The sequence below is a fragment of the Streptomyces sp. NPDC024632 genome (assembly GCF_055559175.1).
This window is the reverse complement of the sequence record NZ_JBVHLD010000015.1, coordinates 208113-226080: the sequence shown is the minus strand read 5'-3', so window position 1 is coordinate 226080 and position 17968 is coordinate 208113. Positions and strand designations below refer to the sequence as shown.

Below are 17968 nucleotides of genomic sequence, written 5' to 3'. Positions count from 1 at the left end.
CGTCCCCCGCCCCCCCCTACCAACAGCCTCTCGCCCCCCACCGCCCCAAACCCCCCCCCCCCCCCCCCCCCACCCCACCCACCCCCCCCCCCCCCCCCCCCCCCCCCCCCCCCCGCCACCGTGTCGCTCCGCCCGGCCGGGGGCGGTCAGCGGTCCGTCACTTCCGGTCGATGAGGGTGACGTCGGAGCTGCCGTACAGCGCCATCATCCGGTCGACCAGGCCGACTTCGTTGACGTGGATCGTCATCACGATGTTCACCCGGATCATCTTCTCCTCCGGGTCCTTGGGCGGGACCGGCGGCAGCAGGCCCGACTCGGTCATCGCGGGACCTGCCAGCGGCAGGTAGTTGAAGGTCGAGACCATCGGCACCGACGCCCACTGGCCGTCCTTGGACGCCACCGGCATGGCCGCGTCCTCGAAGGCGCCGGAGAAGACGGCGGCGGCGGCGCGCTGGCTGAGCGCGTGCAGGCCGTGCTGCTCGCCGTTGCCCACCGGGTCCTCGAAGGTGCAGTCCTCGGCGTAGAGCTGGAGCAGGCCCTCCACATTGCCGTCGTTGATCATCCGACAGTGTTCGAGAATGAGCCACTTGGCCCGTTTCTCGTCGGTCATCGTGGCTGCTCCGATGGTCGGGAGGGCGGTGGGACGGGCGGTCGGGGAAGGGGTGGGACGGGCGGTCGAAGAAGGGGTGGGACGGGAAGTCGGGAGGACGGTCGGGAGAGGGGTGGGACGGGCGGTCGGGAAGGCGTTCGGACGGCCGGGCGCAGGGCGAGGGCCGTCGGGACCTGAAGGGGAGGCCACGGCGGTCACGTGTGGACGACCGACACCGGCAGCGACTTCACTCCGAAGAAGTTCCGGTCGTAGAACTCCAGCGGCTCGCTGCGGTCGAGCCGCACGTCCTGGTAATGGTCGAGGAGGAGATTGAGGGCCACCCGCCCCTCCAGCCGGGCCAGCGGCGCACCGATGCAGAAGTGGATGCCCTTGCCGAACGCGACGTGCGCGTTGGGCGTACGGGTGATGTCGAACCGGTCCGGGTCCTCGAACTGCCGCTCGTCGCGGTTGGCCGACGCCAGCCACGGGATGACGATCGACCGCTCGGGGATGACCACACCGCCGATCGGCACGTCCCGGGTGGTGTACCGGCCGGTGATGGTGAACGGCGGCCGGTAGCGCATCACTTCCTCCAGCGCGGCCGGGATCAGCGAGCGGTCGGCGCGCAGCGCGGCGGCTGCCTCCGGGTGCTCCTCGAAGCACAGGATCGCGCTGCTCAGCATCATCGTCGTGGTGATGTGCCCGGCGATCAGCAGCAGCCGGGCGAAGTTGACGGCCTCCTCCGACGACAGCGGCTCACCGTCCACCTCGCTGGTGGCCATCTTGCTGAGCAGGTCGTCACCGGGACGGGACCGCCGCTCCTCCAGCATGCCGTCGAGGTAGTAGTCCATCTCCTCGATCGCGGTCCGCAGGCGCTCGTAGTTCTCCGGCAGGTCGATGCCGACGATCTTGGCGGCGATGATGCGGTCCGCCCAGTGCCGGAAGATCGGCCGGTCCTCGGCCGGTACGCCCAGCAGCTCGGCGATCACGATCACCGGCAGCGGATGGGTCAGATGCCGCACCAGGTCGAAACGGTCCATGCCGTCGGTGGCGCCGAGCAGTTCCCGGCCGATCTCGGCGATCCGCGGCTCCAGTTCGGCCACGGTGCGGGGCGTGAACACCCGGCTGATCCCGCGCCGCAGATGGTGGTGCTCGGGCGGGTCGATCTGGGCCAGGTCACCGCGGGCGATCTCCGCCGCTTTCGGTGACACCGGGGTCGGGTCGGAGGAGAAGTCCTTCTGGTCCGACAGCACCCGCTGCACGTCCGCGTACCGCAGGACGTGCCAACTGCCGTTCTCGTCGCGGAACACCGGATGGTCGTCGCGCATGCGGCGCAGCCACGCGAACAGTTCAGCGCCGCCGTCGGCGGCCGACGGCGGGCTCAGCGACACAGCGGAATCGGTCACGCGAGACTCCCAGCGTATGACGCGCGGCGTGCGGATGCGGCCGTAGCCGGACACTTGTTTCACGCCGCGAATGAGGAATTATTCCGAATTTCATCGCCCGTGGACGGTAACAGCGTGCGGCAGTGGCTCAAACCCCGGAATAGGTATAGGGGGTGGGGGCCGTGTTTTAGGGGGTACCCCCGCGGGGGCAGGGGTCGTGCGGTCAATGACCCCGGTTGACTGGCCAGTTGAACGCTGATGGGATCGATTACCGGTCCACGTCCGTCCTGTCCGCAACCACGGATGACGGCGCGGAGGGCGACAATTCCGAGGCGATCGGGACGCGCACTCCGCATTCCACCGAGGCGGTGGAAAGTCTGGCGTTTTCGTGCGACCTGTATCACCCCCCCCGGGTCGTGGGATTCCGAAGGAGCTCTGACGTACTGGTGGCGGACACAAATGCCGACCGGAATTCGCTGAACGGACACGGCGGCGACCCCGCCGGGCCGGGCGAACCCATCGCCGTCATCGGGGTCTCCTGCCGACTGCCGGGAGCGGACGACCCGACGGCGTTCTGGGACCTGCTGCGCGGCGGCGCGGACGCCGTGACCGAACTCGCCGCGCCCCGTTGGCCCGTGGAGAGCGGCGCGGACGCCGAGCCGGACGTCGAATCGGACGTCGATTCGGACGTCGATTCGGACATCGGGCCGGGCGGTCCGGGAGATCCGGGCGGTCCAGGAGATCCGGGCGGTCCGGGCGCGGCCGGTCCGCAGCGCGGCGGCTTCCTGGACGCCGAGCGGATCGAGGGCTTCGACGCGGAGTTCTTCGGCGTCACGCCCCGCGAGGCCGCCCAGATGGACCCCCAGCAGCGGCTCGCGCTCGAACTGGGCTGGGAGGCGCTGGAGGACGCGGGCCTCGCCGCCCTGCACCCCGCCTCCAGGAGCGGGACCCCCGAGGCCGCCTCGGCGGAGCACCCGGGGAAGACGGCTCGACACCCCCTCGCCTACGGGGTGTTCCTCGGCGTCATCGCCGACGACTACGCGACCCTCAGCGCCCGGTCAGGACCGGCCACCGCCCACACCCTCACCGGCCTGCACCGCAGCCTCGTCGCCAACCGCATCTCCTACGCGCTGGGCCTCAACGGCCCGAGCCTGACCGTTGACGCCGGGCAGTCCTCCTCGCTGGTCTCGGTCCACCTCGCCTGCGAGAGCCTGCGCTCCGGCGAGTCGGCGGTCGCCCTGGCCGGCGGCGTGAACCTCAACCTCGTCCCGGAGACCACCGAGCGGATCACCGCCTTCGGCGCTCTCTCTCCCGACGGCCGCTGCTACACCTTCGACGAGCGCGCCAACGGCTACGTCCGCGGCGAGGGCGGCGCGGTCCTGGTCCTCAAGCGGCTGAGCGACGCCGTCGCCGACGGCGACCCGATCCGCTGCGTGCTGCTCGGCAGCGCCGTCAACAACGACGGCGGCGGCCCCGGCCTCACCAGCCCGCACCAGGCGGCGCAGGAAGACCTGCTGCGCAGCGCCTACCGGCAGGCCGGGGTCGCGCCGGACGAGGTGCAGTACGTCGAACTGCACGGCACCGGCACCCGCGTCGGCGACCCGGTCGAGGCCCGCGCGCTCGGTACGGTGCTCGGCGCCGGCCGCGACCCGCGAGCGCCGCTGGCCGTCGGCTCGGTCAAGACGAACGTCGGCCACCTGGAAGGCGCGGCGGGCGTGACCGGCCTGCTCAAGCTGATCCTCAGCGTCCAGCACCGGGCACTGCCGCCGAGCCTCAACTACCGCCGCCCGAACCCGGAGATCGCGCTGGCGGACCTCCGCCTGTGGGTGCAGACCGGGGACGGGGCGACCGCCTGGCCCGACGCCGACCGGCCGCTGCTGGGCGGTGTCTCCTCCTTCGGCATGGGGGGCACCAACTGCCATGTGGTGGTGGGCGAATGGGCCGCGGCCTCGGCCTCCGTCGTCCCCGACGCGGCTGCCCCGGTCGCCGCCCCCGCGATACGGTCACCGCTCGGTGAACTCGACCTCGTGCCCTGGCCGGTGTCCGCGCGGTCCGCCGCCGCGCTGCGAGGCCAGGCCGAACGCCTGCTCGCCGTCGCCGAATCCGCCGTCGCCGAATCCGCCGATGCCAATGCCGATGCTCATGCCGACTCCGACTCCGGCTCCGACTCCGACTCCGCCGACGGCGGCCCGTCGAGCCTGCGCCCGGTAGGCCGGGCCCTCGCCCTCTCCCGGGCGGCGTTCGAGCACCGCGCTGTCGTCCTCGCGGCCGGACCCGCGGACGCCCGTAACGCCGTCGGCATGCTCGCCACCGGCATGCCCGCGGCCGGCCTCGTGAGCGGCGCGGTGCGCGCCGGAGGCAGCCGGGTGGCCCTGGTGTTCCCGGGCCAGGGCTCGCAGTGGGCGGGCATGGCGATGCAACTGCTCGCCACCTCACCGGTGTTCGCGGCCCGGATGGGGGAGTGCGACACGGCGCTGGCGCCGTATCTCGGCAGCTCGGTGGTCGAGGCGATCCGGGAGGGCGCCCTGGACGACGTGGTCGTCGTCCAGTCGGCGCTGTGGGCGGTGATGGTGTCGCTGGCCGAGGTGTGGCGCGCCGCCGGTGTCGAGCCCGGCGCCGTCATCGGGCACAGCCAGGGCGAGATCGCCGCCGCCTGCGTCGCGGGCGCGCTGTCCGTCGAGGACGGGGCGAAGACGGTCGCGCTGCGGGCGAAGGTGATCGGCGCGTCGCTGTCGGGCCGCGGCGGGATGCTCTCGGTCGGGCTGCCCGTCGGCGCGGTGCTCGAACGCCTCACCCGCTGGGGCGACCGGCTGTGCGTCGGATCGGTCAACGGGCCTTCTTCCACCGTGGTGTCGGGCGAGCTCGACGCGCTCGCCGAACTGCGCGCCGCCTGCGACGCCGAGGGCATCCGCGCCCGGCGCGTCGACATCGACTACGCGTCGCACTCGGTCCAGGTCGACGCGATCCGGGAGGAGGTGCTGGACGCCCTGGCCGGCATCACCCCGGTGGCGTCCGACGTGCTCTTCTACTCCACGGTCACCGGCGGCCGGCTCGACACCCGGGAGCTGGACGCCGCGTACTGGCTCGCCAACCTCCGCGGGCAGGTGCGGTTCGACGAGACCGTACGCGCGCTGCTGGCGGACGGGTTCGGCTACTTCGTGGAGGCCAGCGCGCACCCCGTGCTGGCGGTGGGCCTGGCCGAGACGTTCGAGGACGCCGGGTTCGACGCGGTGGCGCTCGGCACGCTGCGCAGGAACCAGGGCGGCCAGGAACGCTTCCTGACCTCGCTGGCCGAGGGCTGGGTACGCGGCCTGCCGGTCGACTGGCAGGCCGTGTTCGCCGACACGCCCCCGGCCCAAGTGGCCCTTCCCACCTACGCGTTCCAGCGCCGCCGCCACTGGCTGGACACCGCGACCGGCCGCCGTCGCCGACGCGCGGGAACCGCCGCCGTACCGGCCCGGCGCACCGTCCGGGACGCCGAGCACGACGGGGACCGGGACTCCGGCGCCGAACCGGCCGCCGCCGCCTCCTCGTTCGCCGCCCGACTGGCCGCGCTGCGCCCGGCCGAGCGGGATTCGACGTTGCTGCGCTTCGTTCTGGCGCACGCGGCGGCGGTCGCGGGACAGCCGTCGCCGGACGCACTCGACCCCGAACAGACCTTCAAGAACCTCGGGTTCGACTCGCACCTGTCGGTCCAGCTCCGCAACCGGATCGCCGAGCAGGCCGAGGTGGCGATGCCCGCCACCGTCCTCTTCGACCAGCCCACGCCGTCCGCGCTCGCCCGCCACCTGCGCGCCGCCCTGCTCGACGCGGGACCCGCGGCGAACGACACCGCGGCGCCCCCCGCTGACCACCCGGACGCCGACGACTCCCCGATCGCCATCGTCGCCATGGCCTGCCGACTGCCCGGCGGCGTCGACTCGCCCGAGGCGCTGTGGGACGTCGTCGCGGACGGCCGGGACGTCATCGGCGACTTCCCCGACAACCGCGGCTGGGACATCGAGCGCCTCTACGACCCGCAGGCGCGGCGCGCGGCCACCAGCTACGTCCGGCACGGCGGATTCCTCGACGGCGCACCGGACTTCGACGCCGGGCTGTTCGGGATCTCGCCGCGCGAGGCCCTGGCCATGGACCCGCAGCAGCGCCTGCTGCTGGAGACCTCGTGGGAGGCGGTCGAGCGCGCCGGGATGGACCCGCTGTCCCTGCGCGGCACCCGCACCGGCGTCTTCTTCGGCGCGATGTTCCAGGAGTACGGGCCGCAGCTCCAGTACGGCGCGGACGGCGTCGAGGGCCACCGGCTCACCGGCACCCTCACCAGCGTCGCCTCGGGACGGCTGGCCTACACGCTGGGCCTCGAGGGCCCGGCCGTCACCCTGGACACGGCCTGCTCGTCGTCCCTGGTCGCACTGCACTGGGCGGTACGGTCGCTGCGGTCGGGCGAGTGCACGATGGCGATCGCGGGCGGCGTCACGATCATGTCCACGCCCGGCATGTTCGTGGAGCTGAGCCGACAGGGGGCGCTGTCCCCCGACGGCCGCTGCAAGGCGTTCTCCGCCGCCGCGGACGGCACCGGCTGGTCCGAGGGCGTCGGCGTCCTCGTGGTCGAGCGGCTCTCCGACGCGCGCCGCAACGGCCACCAGGTGCTGGCCCTGATCCGCGGCTCCGCCACCAACCAGGACGGCGCGAGCAACGGCCTGACCGCGCCGCACGGCCCCTCGCAGGAGCGGGTGATCCGTGACGCGCTCGCCGACGCGCGGGTCGCCGCCGCCGACGTGGACGTGGTCGAGGCGCACGGCACCGGCACGACGCTCGGCGACCCGATCGAGGCGCAGGCGCTGTTGGCCACCTACGGGCGGAGCCGCCCCGAGGACCGGCCGCTCCGGCTCGGCTCGGTCAAGTCCAACATCGGGCACACCCAGGCCGCGGCGGGCATCGCGGGCGTGATCAAGATCGTGCAGGCCCTGCACCACGAGGAGCTGCCCCGCACTCTGCACGCGGACGTTCCCTCGCCGCACGTCGACTGGTCCGGCGCCGTCACGCTCCTCACCGAACCGGTGGCGTGGAAGCGCGGGGACCGGCCGCGGCGCGCGGGCGTCTCGTCGTTCGGCATCAGCGGCACGAACGCGCACCTGATCCTGGAGGAGGCGGAGGCTCCCGTAAGCGCTCCGGCCGCGCCCGGCGCGTCCGAGGCCGAGGTCGAGGCCGAGTCCGTATCCGCTTCGGCATCCGTATCCGCTTCCGCTTCCGAGGGCGGGGCCGGGGACCCGCGGGCGCTCCCGATCCTCACCGGCGCCCCCGCACCGTGGCCGGTGTCAGGACAGTCGGCCGCCGCGCTGCGCGCCCAGGCCGCCCGTATCCGCGACTGGACGGGCGAGGCCGGGGGAGACGGCCCCGCGAGCACGGGCGACGGCCGGGCCGCCACCGGCCATGCCCTGGCCACCGCCCGCGCCGTACTCGAACACCGGTCCGTCGTGCTCGCCGCCGACCCCGACGAGACCCGTGACGCGCTGACCGCCGTCGCCGTCGGCGCGCCCACCCCCCACGCCGTCGTCGGCGCGGCCGACCTGCGCGGCCGGACCGTGTTCGTCTTCCCCGGCCAGGGCTCCCAGTGGCGCGGCATGGCCGCCGAACTCCTCGACACCTCACCGGTGTTCGCCCGCCGCTTCGCCGAGTGCGAGCGGGAGGCGGCCGCCTACGTCGACTGGTCCGCCACCGCTGTGCTGCGCGCCGCCCCGGACGCGCCGCCGCTCGACCGGATCGACGTACTCCAACCGGTGCTGTTCGCCGTCAACGTGTCCCTGGCCGCGATGTGGCGCGCCGCGGGCGTCGAGCCGGCCGCCGTCGTCGGCAGCAGCCAGGGCGAGATCGCCGCGGCCTGCGTCGCGGGCGCCCTCACCCTCGCCGACGCCGTCCGCATCGTCGTCCTGCGCAGCGCGCTCTTCGGCGAGGAACTCGTCGGCAACGGCGCCGTCGCCTCGGTCGCCCTGAGCGCGCGGGCGCTGGAAGAGCGGCTGGCCGCGTGGGACGGCCGCCTCACCGCGGCCGGACGCAACGGACCCACCGCGCAGACCGTCGCCGGGGACGAGACCTCGCTCGCCGAATTCGTCGCCGCCTGCAAGGACGAGGGGATCAGGGCCCGCGTCATCGGCTCCACCGTCGCCTCGCACTGCGCCCAGGTCGACCCGCTGCGCGACCGCATCACGCAGATGTTCGCCGACGTCACGCCCGCCGCGGGCGACGTCCCGTTCTACTCGACCGTCACCGGCGGCGCGCTCGACGGAGACGGGCTCGACGCCGACTACTGGTTCGAGAACGCCCGCAGGCCGGTCGACTTCGAGACCGCCGTCCACACACTCCTCGACGACGGCTTCCGGTTCTTCGTCGAGATCAGCGCCCACCCCGTACTCACCCCCGCCATACAGGAGACGTTCGAGTACGCCGGGACCGACGCCCTCGCCCTCGGCACGCTCCGCCGCGACGAAGGCGGCGCCGACCGCTTCCTCACCTCCGTCGCCGAAGGCTGGGTCCGCGGCCTGCCCGGCGTCGACTGGACCCGCCTGCTGCCCGCGACCGACGGGCGCCGCGTCCACCTGCCCACCTACGCCTTCCAACGGGCGCGGTACTGGCTGGAGTCGGCGGCGGGCGCGGGCGCGGGAACGGACGGCCTCGGCCTGTCCGCCACCGGGCACCCGATGCTGGGCGCGGCCGTACAACTCGCCGACACCGACTCCCTGTTGCTCACGGGCCGGATCTCGCTGCGCACCCATCCGTGGCTGGCGGACCACGCCGCTCTCGACACGGTGCTGCTGCCCGGCTCGGCGTTCGCCGAACTGGCCCTGCACGCCGCTGAATTGACCGGATGCGCCCAGGTCGAGGAACTCACCCTGGAAGCACCGCTGGTCCTCACGGGCCAGGACGGCGTGCACCTCCAGCTCACCGTCGGCGCACCGGACACGACCGGCCGCCGCGAACTACGAATCCACTCACGACCCGACCGCGCCGACGCGCACGACGACTCCGGAAGCGTCGACACCGGCCCCTGGGTCCGGCACGCCGCGGGCGTCCTCGCCTCCGAGGCGCCCGCCGCTCCCGAACCCCTGACCGCCTGGCCCCCGGCCGACGCCCGGCCGGTGCCCGTCGAGGAGTTCTACGCGGACCTGGACGCGACCGGTTACGGCTACGGTCCGGCCTTCCGCCGCGTCCGCGCCGCCTGGCGGTCGGGTCAGCACCTCTACGCCGACGTCGCCCTCGCCGACGAGCAGGCCACCGAAGCCGGATCGTACGGCGTCCATCCCGCCCTGCTGGACGCCGCGTTGCACATCTGCCTGGCCCATGTCGAGGGCCTGCGGCTGCCGTTCGCCTGGCGCGGGCTCGCCCTGCACGCCGTCCACGCCTCGGCGGTCCGCGTCCGCGTCACTCCCGACGGCCCGGACACCGTCGCCCTGACCCTCGCGGACGCCACCGGCGCGCCCGTCGCGTCCATCGAGGCGCTCACCCTGCTGCCCGTCGGCGAGGCGCAGTTGAGCCCCGCTGGGCGCCCCGCGAACACCCCCGCGGACCAGGCGCTCTTCCGGCTCGACTGGCAGCCCGCCGCGACCGCGGAGCCCGCCGCCGAATGGCTGGCCGTCGGTCCCGGCACGGGCGACGACGGCGTGCCCGACATCGCGGAACTGCTCGCCCGCATCGACGCGGGCGCCATCGAGGCGCCGCCGACGGCACTGGTACGGCTCGGCGGGTGGGGGCACGAGGAGCCGGGCGGCGCGAAGGGTGCGCCGGGCGACGGCGACGGTTACGGGAGCGGGGCATCGGGTTACGACGGCGGCCCGCCTGTCGGCGCGAACGGTGTCCTCGGCGACGGGAGTGGGACGGCGGCCCACGAGGGCGGGACGCCGGGCCGTACGCCGGTCGACGCGGCACTGCCCGCCCGCGCCCACGCAGCGACCGCCGAGGCACTGGCCCTGCTCAAGACCTGGCTCGGCGACGAGCGGCTGAGCACGTCGCGCCTGGTCGTGCTGACGCGCGGGGCGGTGGCGGCGGGACCCGACGAGGCAGTCGCCGATCTGGCGACGGCACCCGTCTGGGGCCTGATCCGCAGCGCCCAGTCCGAGCACCCCGGCCGCCTCGTCCTGGTCGACACGGACGACACACCGGCGTCCCGGGACGCACTGGCCGCGGCCGTCGCCACCGCCGTCGCGCGGGACGAGGCGCAGATCGCCTTGCGCGCGGGCGAGACACGGCTGCCCCGGCTGGTCCGCGCCACCCCCGGCGCCGCGTCCGAGGCGCCCGGCACCCAGAGCGACCCGCACCCCACCGAGGCCGACCCGCACGGCACGGTCCTGATCACCGGCGGGACCGGCGCCCTCGGCTCGCTCCTGGCCGGTCACCTGGTCACCGAACACGGCGTCCGGCACCTCGTCCTGACCAGCCGACGCGGACCCGGCACGGACGGCGCCGCCGACCTCAGGGCCCGGCTCCGCGCCGACGGCGCGGAGACCGTCGACATCGTCGCCTGCGACGCGGCCGACCGAACGGCGCTGGCCGCCCTGCTGGACTCCGTTCCCTCCGACCGGCCGCTGACCGGCGTGGTGCACGCGGCCGGTGTGCTCGACGACGGACTCGTGTTGTCCCTCACCGACGACCAACTGTCCCGCGTGCTCACGCCGAAGGTGGACGCGGCGGTCCATCTGCACGAGCTGACGCGACACTTGGACCTGTCGCAGTTCGTGCTGTTCTCCTCCATCGCCGCGACCTTCGGCAACCCCGGCCAGGCCGACTACGCCGCCGCCAACGCCTTCCTCGACGCCCTCGCCGCGCGCCGCCGCGCCGAGGGCCTGCCCGCGCACTCCCTCGCCTGGGGCCTGTGGGAGGAAGTCGGCAGCATGCGCGCCCACTTGGACGACGGCGACCTCGCCTGGCTGCGCGCCTCCGGCGTCCGGCCGCTGGCCGCCGACCTCGGCCTGGCCCTGTTCGACGCGGCCACCATCACCGACACGTCCTGCCTCGTCCCCGTCTCGCTCGACCTGACCGCCCTGCGCACCGAGGCCGCCCGCGGCTCCCTGCGGCCCGCCTTCCGCAGCCTGGTCCGCGCACGGCGCACCGCCGCCGCTGCCGCACCGGCCGACAGCGCCAGCGACCTGCGGCACCGCCTCACCGGCCTCGACCCGCAGGAACAGGACCGACTCCTGCTCGATCTGATCCGTGAACAGGCCGCAGCCGTCCTCGCGTTGCCGACACCGGACACGATTTCCGCGCGCCGCAGCTTCAAGGAGTTCGGCTTCGACTCGCTGACCGCCCTGCAACTCCGCAACGCCCTCGCCACGTCCACCGGCCTCCGGCTCCCCGCCACCCTCGTCTTCGACTACCCGACGCCCCAGGCACTCACCGGCTTCCTCCGCACCCTCGTGCTGGGCGCCGACCGGCCGGGCCAGCCGGCGGCAACGGCCCCGGCCGACGCGGCAGTCCGGGCGTCCGCTCCGGACAGTGACACCGATCCGGTGGTGATTGTGGGGATGGCGTGTCGGTATCCGGGTGGTGTGGGTTCGCCTGAGGAGTTGTGGTCGCTGGTTGCTTCGGGTGGGGATGCGGTGTCGGGGTTCCCGGTGGACCGGGGGTGGGATGTTGAGGGGTTGTTTGATCCGAATCCTGGTGTGGCGGGGCGGAGTTATGCGCGTGAGGGTGGGTTCCTCTATGGCGCGGGGGAGTTCGATGCGGGGTTCTTCGGGGTGTCTCCGCGTGAGGCGTTGTCGATGGATCCGCAGCAGCGGTTGCTGCTGGAGGCGTCGTGGGAGGTGCTGGAGCGGGCGGGTATTGATCCCGGTTCGCTGAAGGGCAGTTCGACGGGCGTCTTCACCGGAGTCATGCACCACGACTACGGCTCCACCGGCGACCGCCCCGAAGAACTGGAGGGCTACGCCGTCACCAGCACGCAGGGCAGCGTCGCCTCCGGCCGGGTCTCGTACACCTTCGGGTTCGAGGGTCCGGCGATGACGGTGGACACGGCGTGCTCGTCGTCGCTGGTCGCGATGCACCTGGCGGCGCAGGCCCTGCGGTCGGGGGAGTGCTCGCTCGCCCTGGCCGGAGGCGTCACGGTCATGGCGACCCCGTGGGTCTTCGTGGAGTTCAGCCGCCAGCGGGGCATGGCGCCCGACGGCCGCAGCAAGGCGTTCTCGGCAGCGGCGGACGGTGCCGGGTGGGGCGAGGGCGTCGGCGTCTTGCTGCTGGAGCGGCTGTCGGACGCGCGGCGCAACGGTCACCGGGTGCTGGCGGTGATGCGGGGCTCCGCGGTGAACCAGGACGGCGCGTCGAACGGGCTGACCGCGCCCAATGGTCCGTCGCAGGAGCGGGTGATCCGGGCCGCGTTGGACAGTGCCGGTCTGACGGCCGCCGATGTCGACGCCGTCGAGGCGCACGGGACCGGCACGGCACTGGGCGACCCCATCGAGGCGCAGGCGCTGCTCGCGACGTACGGGCAGGAGCGGGCCGGTGAAGTGCCCCTGTGGCTAGGCTCGGTGAAGTCGAACATCGGCCACACGCAAGCCGCCGCCGGGGTCGCGGGCGTCATCAAGATGGTCCAGGCGATGCGGCACGGCGTGCTGCCGCGCACGCTCCACGTGGATGAGCCGACGCCGCACGTCGACTGGTCGAGCGGCGCCGTCGAGTTGCTGACCGGCTCCCAGGACTGGTCCCCTGGCGACCGCCCGCGCCGGGCCGCCGTCTCGTCGTTCGGCATCAGCGGGACGAACGCGCACGTGATCCTGGAAGAGGCCGAGCCGTCGCGGACCTCCGAGCCCGAAGTCGACTCGGAGGCAGGCCCGTTGGGGTCGCTGACGGTGGTGCCGTGGGTGGTGTCCGCGCGGTCGGCGGACGCGCTGCGCGGCCAGGCCGGACGCCTGGCGTCCTTCGTCGAGGCGGGCGGCGCGGAGAACTCCCCGGCGGACGTCGGCCTCTCCCTCGCGACGTCCCGCACCGCCCTGGAGTACCGGAGCGTGGTGCTGGCCCCGGACATCGCCGAGGCCGTCTCGGGGCTCGGCGCCCTGGCCGACGACACCCCGGCCGCCCGCGTGGTGTCGGGCGCGACGGTGCGGGACCCCGGTCGGGTGGCGTTCGTGTTTCCTGGTCAGGGGTCGCAGTGGGCGGGGATGGCGACTGAGCTTCTGGGGTCGTCTCCGGTGTTCGGGGCGCGGTTGGCGGAGTGTGACGCGGCGCTGTTGCCTCATGTGGGGTCGTCGGTGGTGGAGGCGATTCGTAGCGGGGCTCTGGATGATGTGGTCGTTGTTCAGGGTGCGTTGTGGGCGGTGATGGTGTCGCTGGCTGCGGTGTGGCGGTCGGTGGGCGTTGAGCCGGGTGCGGTGATTGGTCACAGTCAGGGTGAGATCGCGGCGGCCTGCGTCGCTGGCGCGTTGTCGGTGGAGGACGCGGCGCGCGTGGTGGCGTTGCGGGCGAGGGCGATTCGCGGGTCGTTGTCGGGCAACGGTGGGATGGTGTCGGTCGCGCTCCCGGCGGATGCGGTACGGGAGCGGATCGCGCGCTGGGACGGCCGTATCTCGGTCGCGTCCGTGAACGGGCCCTCGTCCACGGTCGTTTCGGGTGAACCTCAAGCCTTGGTTGAGCTGCTGACGGTGTGTGAGGCCGAGGGCGTACGGGCGCGCCGTATCGATGTGGACTACGCGTCGCACTCGGCACAGGTGGACGCCATACGCGGGGAAGTAGTTGAGGCTCTGTCCGACATCGAACCGGCAACCTCCGATGTCCCGTTCTACTCGACGGTGACCGGCGCCCGTATCGACACGAGCACGCTGGACGCCGACTACTGGGTGACCAACCTCCGCCAGGAAGTCCGCTTCGACGAGACCGTCCGGGCCCTACTGGCGGACGGCTTCGGGTACTTCATCGAGTCCAGCCCGCACCCGGTTCTCGCAGTCGGTCTGGCCGAGACGTTCGAGGACGCGGGCTCCGACGCCGTCGCCCTGGGCACCCTCCGCCGCGACGAGGGCGGTCAGGAGCGGTTCCTGACGTCTCTCGCCGAGGGCTGGGTACGCGGCCTGCCCGTCGACTGGCGGTCCGTCTTCGCGGGAACCCCCGCCCGCCGCGTGGATCTGCCCACGTACGCCTTCCAGCACGAGCGCTACTGGCTGACCGGTGAGGGCAGCCGCAGCGGCGATCCCAGCGGGCTCGGGCAGGAGGCCGTCGATCACCCGCTGTTGGGTGCGGTGGTGCGGCTGGCGGATTCGGATCAGGTCGTGTTCACGGGCCGGTTGTCGCTGGCGTCGCACGCGTGGCTGGGCGATCACCGGGTGGAGGGGACCGTGCTGGTGCCGGGCGCGGCCCTGGCCGAATGGGCGTTGCGCGCGGCGGACGAGGTCGGGGCCGGGCGGGTCGAGGAGTTGACGCTCCAGGTGCCGTTGGTGGTGCCGGAGGGCAGCGGCGTACAGGTGCAGGTCTCCGTCGGCGCGCCCGACGCGGACGGGCGGCGCGAACTCGGCATCCACTCCCGCGCGGAGAGCGCCGCGCCGGGCGACCGGCCCTGGACGCGCAACGCCGCCGGCACGCTGCTCGACGGCAGCCCTGACACCCCGGACACGCTCACGGCGTGGCCGCCGCCGGGCGCCGAGCCGGTGCCGGTCGACGGCTTCTACGAGCGGGCAGCGGCGGCCGGTTACGGCTACGGCCCTGCCTTCCAGGGCCTGCGGGCCGCATGGCGCGACAGCGACGAGCTGTACGCGGAAGTGGCGTTGCCGGAGGCCGCGGCCGAGGACGCGGCCCGGTTCGGCATCCATCCCGCCCTGCTCGACGCCGCGATCCAGGCCGTACTGCTGGAGCACCCTCACGGCTCGCCGGTCCGGCTGCCGTTCGTCTGGTCCGATGTCGTGCTGGGCGCGGTCGGCGCGACCTCCGTACGCGTACGGCTGCGGGCCTCGGGACCTGACACGGTGTCAGTGACGGTGACCGACACCGCAGGCGCCCTGGTCCTGTCGGTGACGTCCCTCGTGCTGCGCGCGGTGTCGGGCGACCAGCTCCGTGGTTCCGGCGCGGACCCGGTCGACGGCCTGTTCCGGGTGGACTGGGTCCGCGCGACGCCTACGGAGGCCGACGCGGCGACGGCCGACTGCGTCCTCGTGCCGGGGGCAGCGGGCCTCGCGGCCCTGGCCGCCGCCTCAGAGTCGGTTCCGCCGCTGGTCGGCGTGGTCCTGCCCCCGGCGTCAGTCTCCGGCGATGTGCCGGGTGCGGTGGCGGAGGCGGTGGCCAGTGCGCTGGGTCTGGTCCAGGAGTGGCTGGCCGAGGAGCGGTTCGCTGGTTCGCGGTTGGTTCTCGTCACCCGTGGCGCGGTGTCCACTCACAGCGGTGAGCCTGTCGCCGATCTGGTCCACGCTCCGGTGTGGGGCCTGGTGCGCAGCGCGCTCGCCGAGAACCCCGGGCGCCTGCTGCTGGTCGACACCGACCACGACGTGGAGACGGCCGCGGATCTCGGTGCGGTGCTCGGTGTCGCGTCGGCGGCGGGTGAGCCGCAGGTGGCGGTGCGTGGTGGTGAGGTGCTGGTGCCGAGGCTGGTGCGGGCGCCTGCCGGTGGCGGGGGTTTGGTGCCGGCCGCCGAGGGCGCGTGGCGACTGGTCGCCTCCGAAGGGACGCTCGACGGGCTCGTCCTGGCCCCCCACCCCGCTGCCGACGCGCCGCTCGCCCCCGGCCAGATCCGGGTCGGTATCCGCGCGGCCGGTGTCAACTTCCGTGACGTCGTGGTCAGTCTGGGCATGGTCGGCACTGAGGAGTCGCTCGGCTGCGAGGGTGCGGGTGTCGTGGTCGAGGTCGGGCCCGGTGTCGCGGGTGTCGTGGTGGGTGACCGGGTGATGGGTCTGCTGCCGGAGTCGTTCGGGCCGTTGGCGGTGGTGGACGAGCGCTTGGTCGTGCGGGTGCCGGAGGGCTGGAGCTTCGAGCAGGCCGCCGCCGTCCCCGCGGTGTTCCTCACGGCGTGGATCGGTCTCGCCGATCTCGGCGAACTGCGTTCCGGGCAACGGGTGTTGATTCACGCGGCGACCGGCGGTGTGGGAATGGCGGCCACGCAGTTGGCTCGCCACTGGGGTGCCGAGGTCTTCGGGACCGCCAGTGAGGGCAAGTGGGACACCCTCCGGGACATGGGCTTCGACGCGGAGCACATCGCGTCCTCCCGGACTCTGGCCTTCGAGGACGCCTTCATGACCGCCACCGGGGGCGACGGAGTCGACGTCGTACTGGACTGCCTGGCGCGGGAGTTCGTGGACGCGTCGTTGCGGTTGCTGCCGCGTGGCGGCCGGTTCCTGGAGATGGGCAAGACCGACATCCGCGACCCGGAGGCCGTCGCCGCCGAGCACCCCGGTGTGACCTACCGGGCCTACGACCTGGCGAAGGCGGACCCGCAGCGAGTCGGCGAGATCCTGCGGGAGTTGGCGGGGTTGTTTGCGGAGGGTGTGCTGGAGCCGTTGCCGGTGCGGGTGTGGGACGTACGGCGGGCGGGTGAGGCGTTGCGGTTCATGTCGCAGGCGCGGCATGTCGGCAAGGTCGTGTTGAGGCTTCCCCGCCGGGTTGATGCCGCGAGTGCGGTGGTGATCACGGGTGGTACGGGTCTGCTGGGCGGGCTGGTGGCCCGGCATCTGGTGGCCTCGTACGGGGTCCGGGATCTGGTGCTGGCCAGCCGACGGGGCGAGGACGCTCCCGGAGCGGATGCGCTGGTGGCGGAGTTGGAGGCGGCCGGTGCGCGGGTCGAGGTCGTGGCGTGTGATGTCGCGGTCCGGGACGAGGTGTCCGGGCTGCTCGCGCGCTTCGGCGGGGACCGGCCGTTGGGCGGTGTGGTGCACTGCGCGGGCGCGCTGGACGACGCGCTGATCGGTGGTCTGGACGAAGGCCGGGTGCGCGCGGTGTTGGGCGCGAAGGTGGATGCCGCGTGGCATCTGCATGAGCTGACCCGGGACCTGGACCTGTCGTTGTTCGTGCTGTTCTCGTCGCTCGCGGGCGTGGTGGGCACGGCGGGGCAGGCGAACTACGCGGCGGCGAACACGTTCCTGGACGCTCTGGCCGGTGTGCGCCGTACGAGCGGCGCTGCGGCTGTGTCGATGGCATGGGGACACTGGGCCACCGACTCGGAGTTGACCGGTTCGCTCGATGAGGTCGACCGGGCACGTCTGGCCCGTTCTGGTGTGGTGCCGATGAGCGTCGAGCAGGGAATTGGCCTGTTCGACGCGGCCGTGAACTGGGACACGCCGCTCGCCGTCACGGCCCGCCTCGCGCCCGAGGCGGCGGCGGAGCAGACCGCGGGAGAAGCCTTCCGCGCTCTCGCGCGCGGCCTGACGAGCCGTACCCCGCAGCGCCGTACCGCCAAAGCCGCTGTCCCTGCGGAGCGTTCGGGCGGCGCGGACCTGGCCGCGCGCCTCGCCGCGCTCGGAGCCGCCGAGCGCAGCGCCGTACTCGTCGACATGGTGCGCACCAACGTCGCGGCGGTGCTCGGCCACGGATCGTCGGCCGCCGTCGATCCGGCGCGCGCGTTCAAGGAACTGGGCTTCGACTCGCTCACCGGAGTCGAACTGCGCAACCGCCTCGGCACCGCCACCGGACAGCGGCTCGCGGCCACCGTGGTCTTCGACCACCCCACCCCCGACGCGCTCGCCGCGCACCTGCTCGGCACGCTGCTGCCCGACGAACAACCGCCAGGTGCCGATGAACTCCTGGCCGAACTGGCGGCGTTGGAGACCCAGCTCGCCACCGTCGCGGCCGAGGAGGTGGACGCTGACCAGCGCGCCGCGGTCGGCCGCCGACTGGAGACACTGCTCGCTTTCTGGCGCGACTCCGGCACCGAGACCGGCTCAGGCACACGCGAGACCGGTGCCGCCGACCGGCTGAAGTCGGCATCCGCCGACGAGGTGCTGGATTTCATCAACAACGAGCTCGGGATCTCCTGAGCGGCCTCGCCCGGCGCGGCGGCACGAGCGCCGGGCGGGCCACACGACGCAGGACATCCCGTAACCGCTCG

General features: G+C 73.5%; 3 protein-coding genes. 1 reads left to right on the top strand and 2 read right to left on the bottom strand.

Annotated elements, in window-relative coordinates; translation table 11 throughout:
• Positions 1–157: 157 nt before the first annotated feature.
• Positions 158–610: a nuclear transport factor 2 family protein gene (locus tag ACZ37P_RS28385; RefSeq protein WP_401306948.1), complete on the bottom strand. Its 453-nt coding sequence runs from the start codon at positions 608–610 to the stop codon at positions 158–160.
• Between the two features lie 194 nt (positions 611–804).
• Positions 805–1995 carry a cytochrome P450 gene (locus tag ACZ37P_RS28380; protein WP_355332734.1) on the bottom strand — a complete coding sequence of 397 codons (1191 nt, stop codon included), beginning with the start codon at positions 1993–1995 and terminating at the stop codon, positions 805–807.
• A gap of 425 nt (positions 1996–2420) precedes the next feature.
• Between ACZ37P_RS28380 and ACZ37P_RS28375 the strand changes: the two genes are divergently transcribed.
• Positions 2421–17897 carry an SDR family NAD(P)-dependent oxidoreductase gene (locus ACZ37P_RS28375; RefSeq protein WP_467349209.1) on the top strand — a complete coding sequence of 5159 codons (15477 nt, stop codon included), beginning with the start codon at positions 2421–2423 and terminating at the stop codon, positions 17895–17897.
• Positions 17898–17968 lie beyond the last annotated feature (71 nt).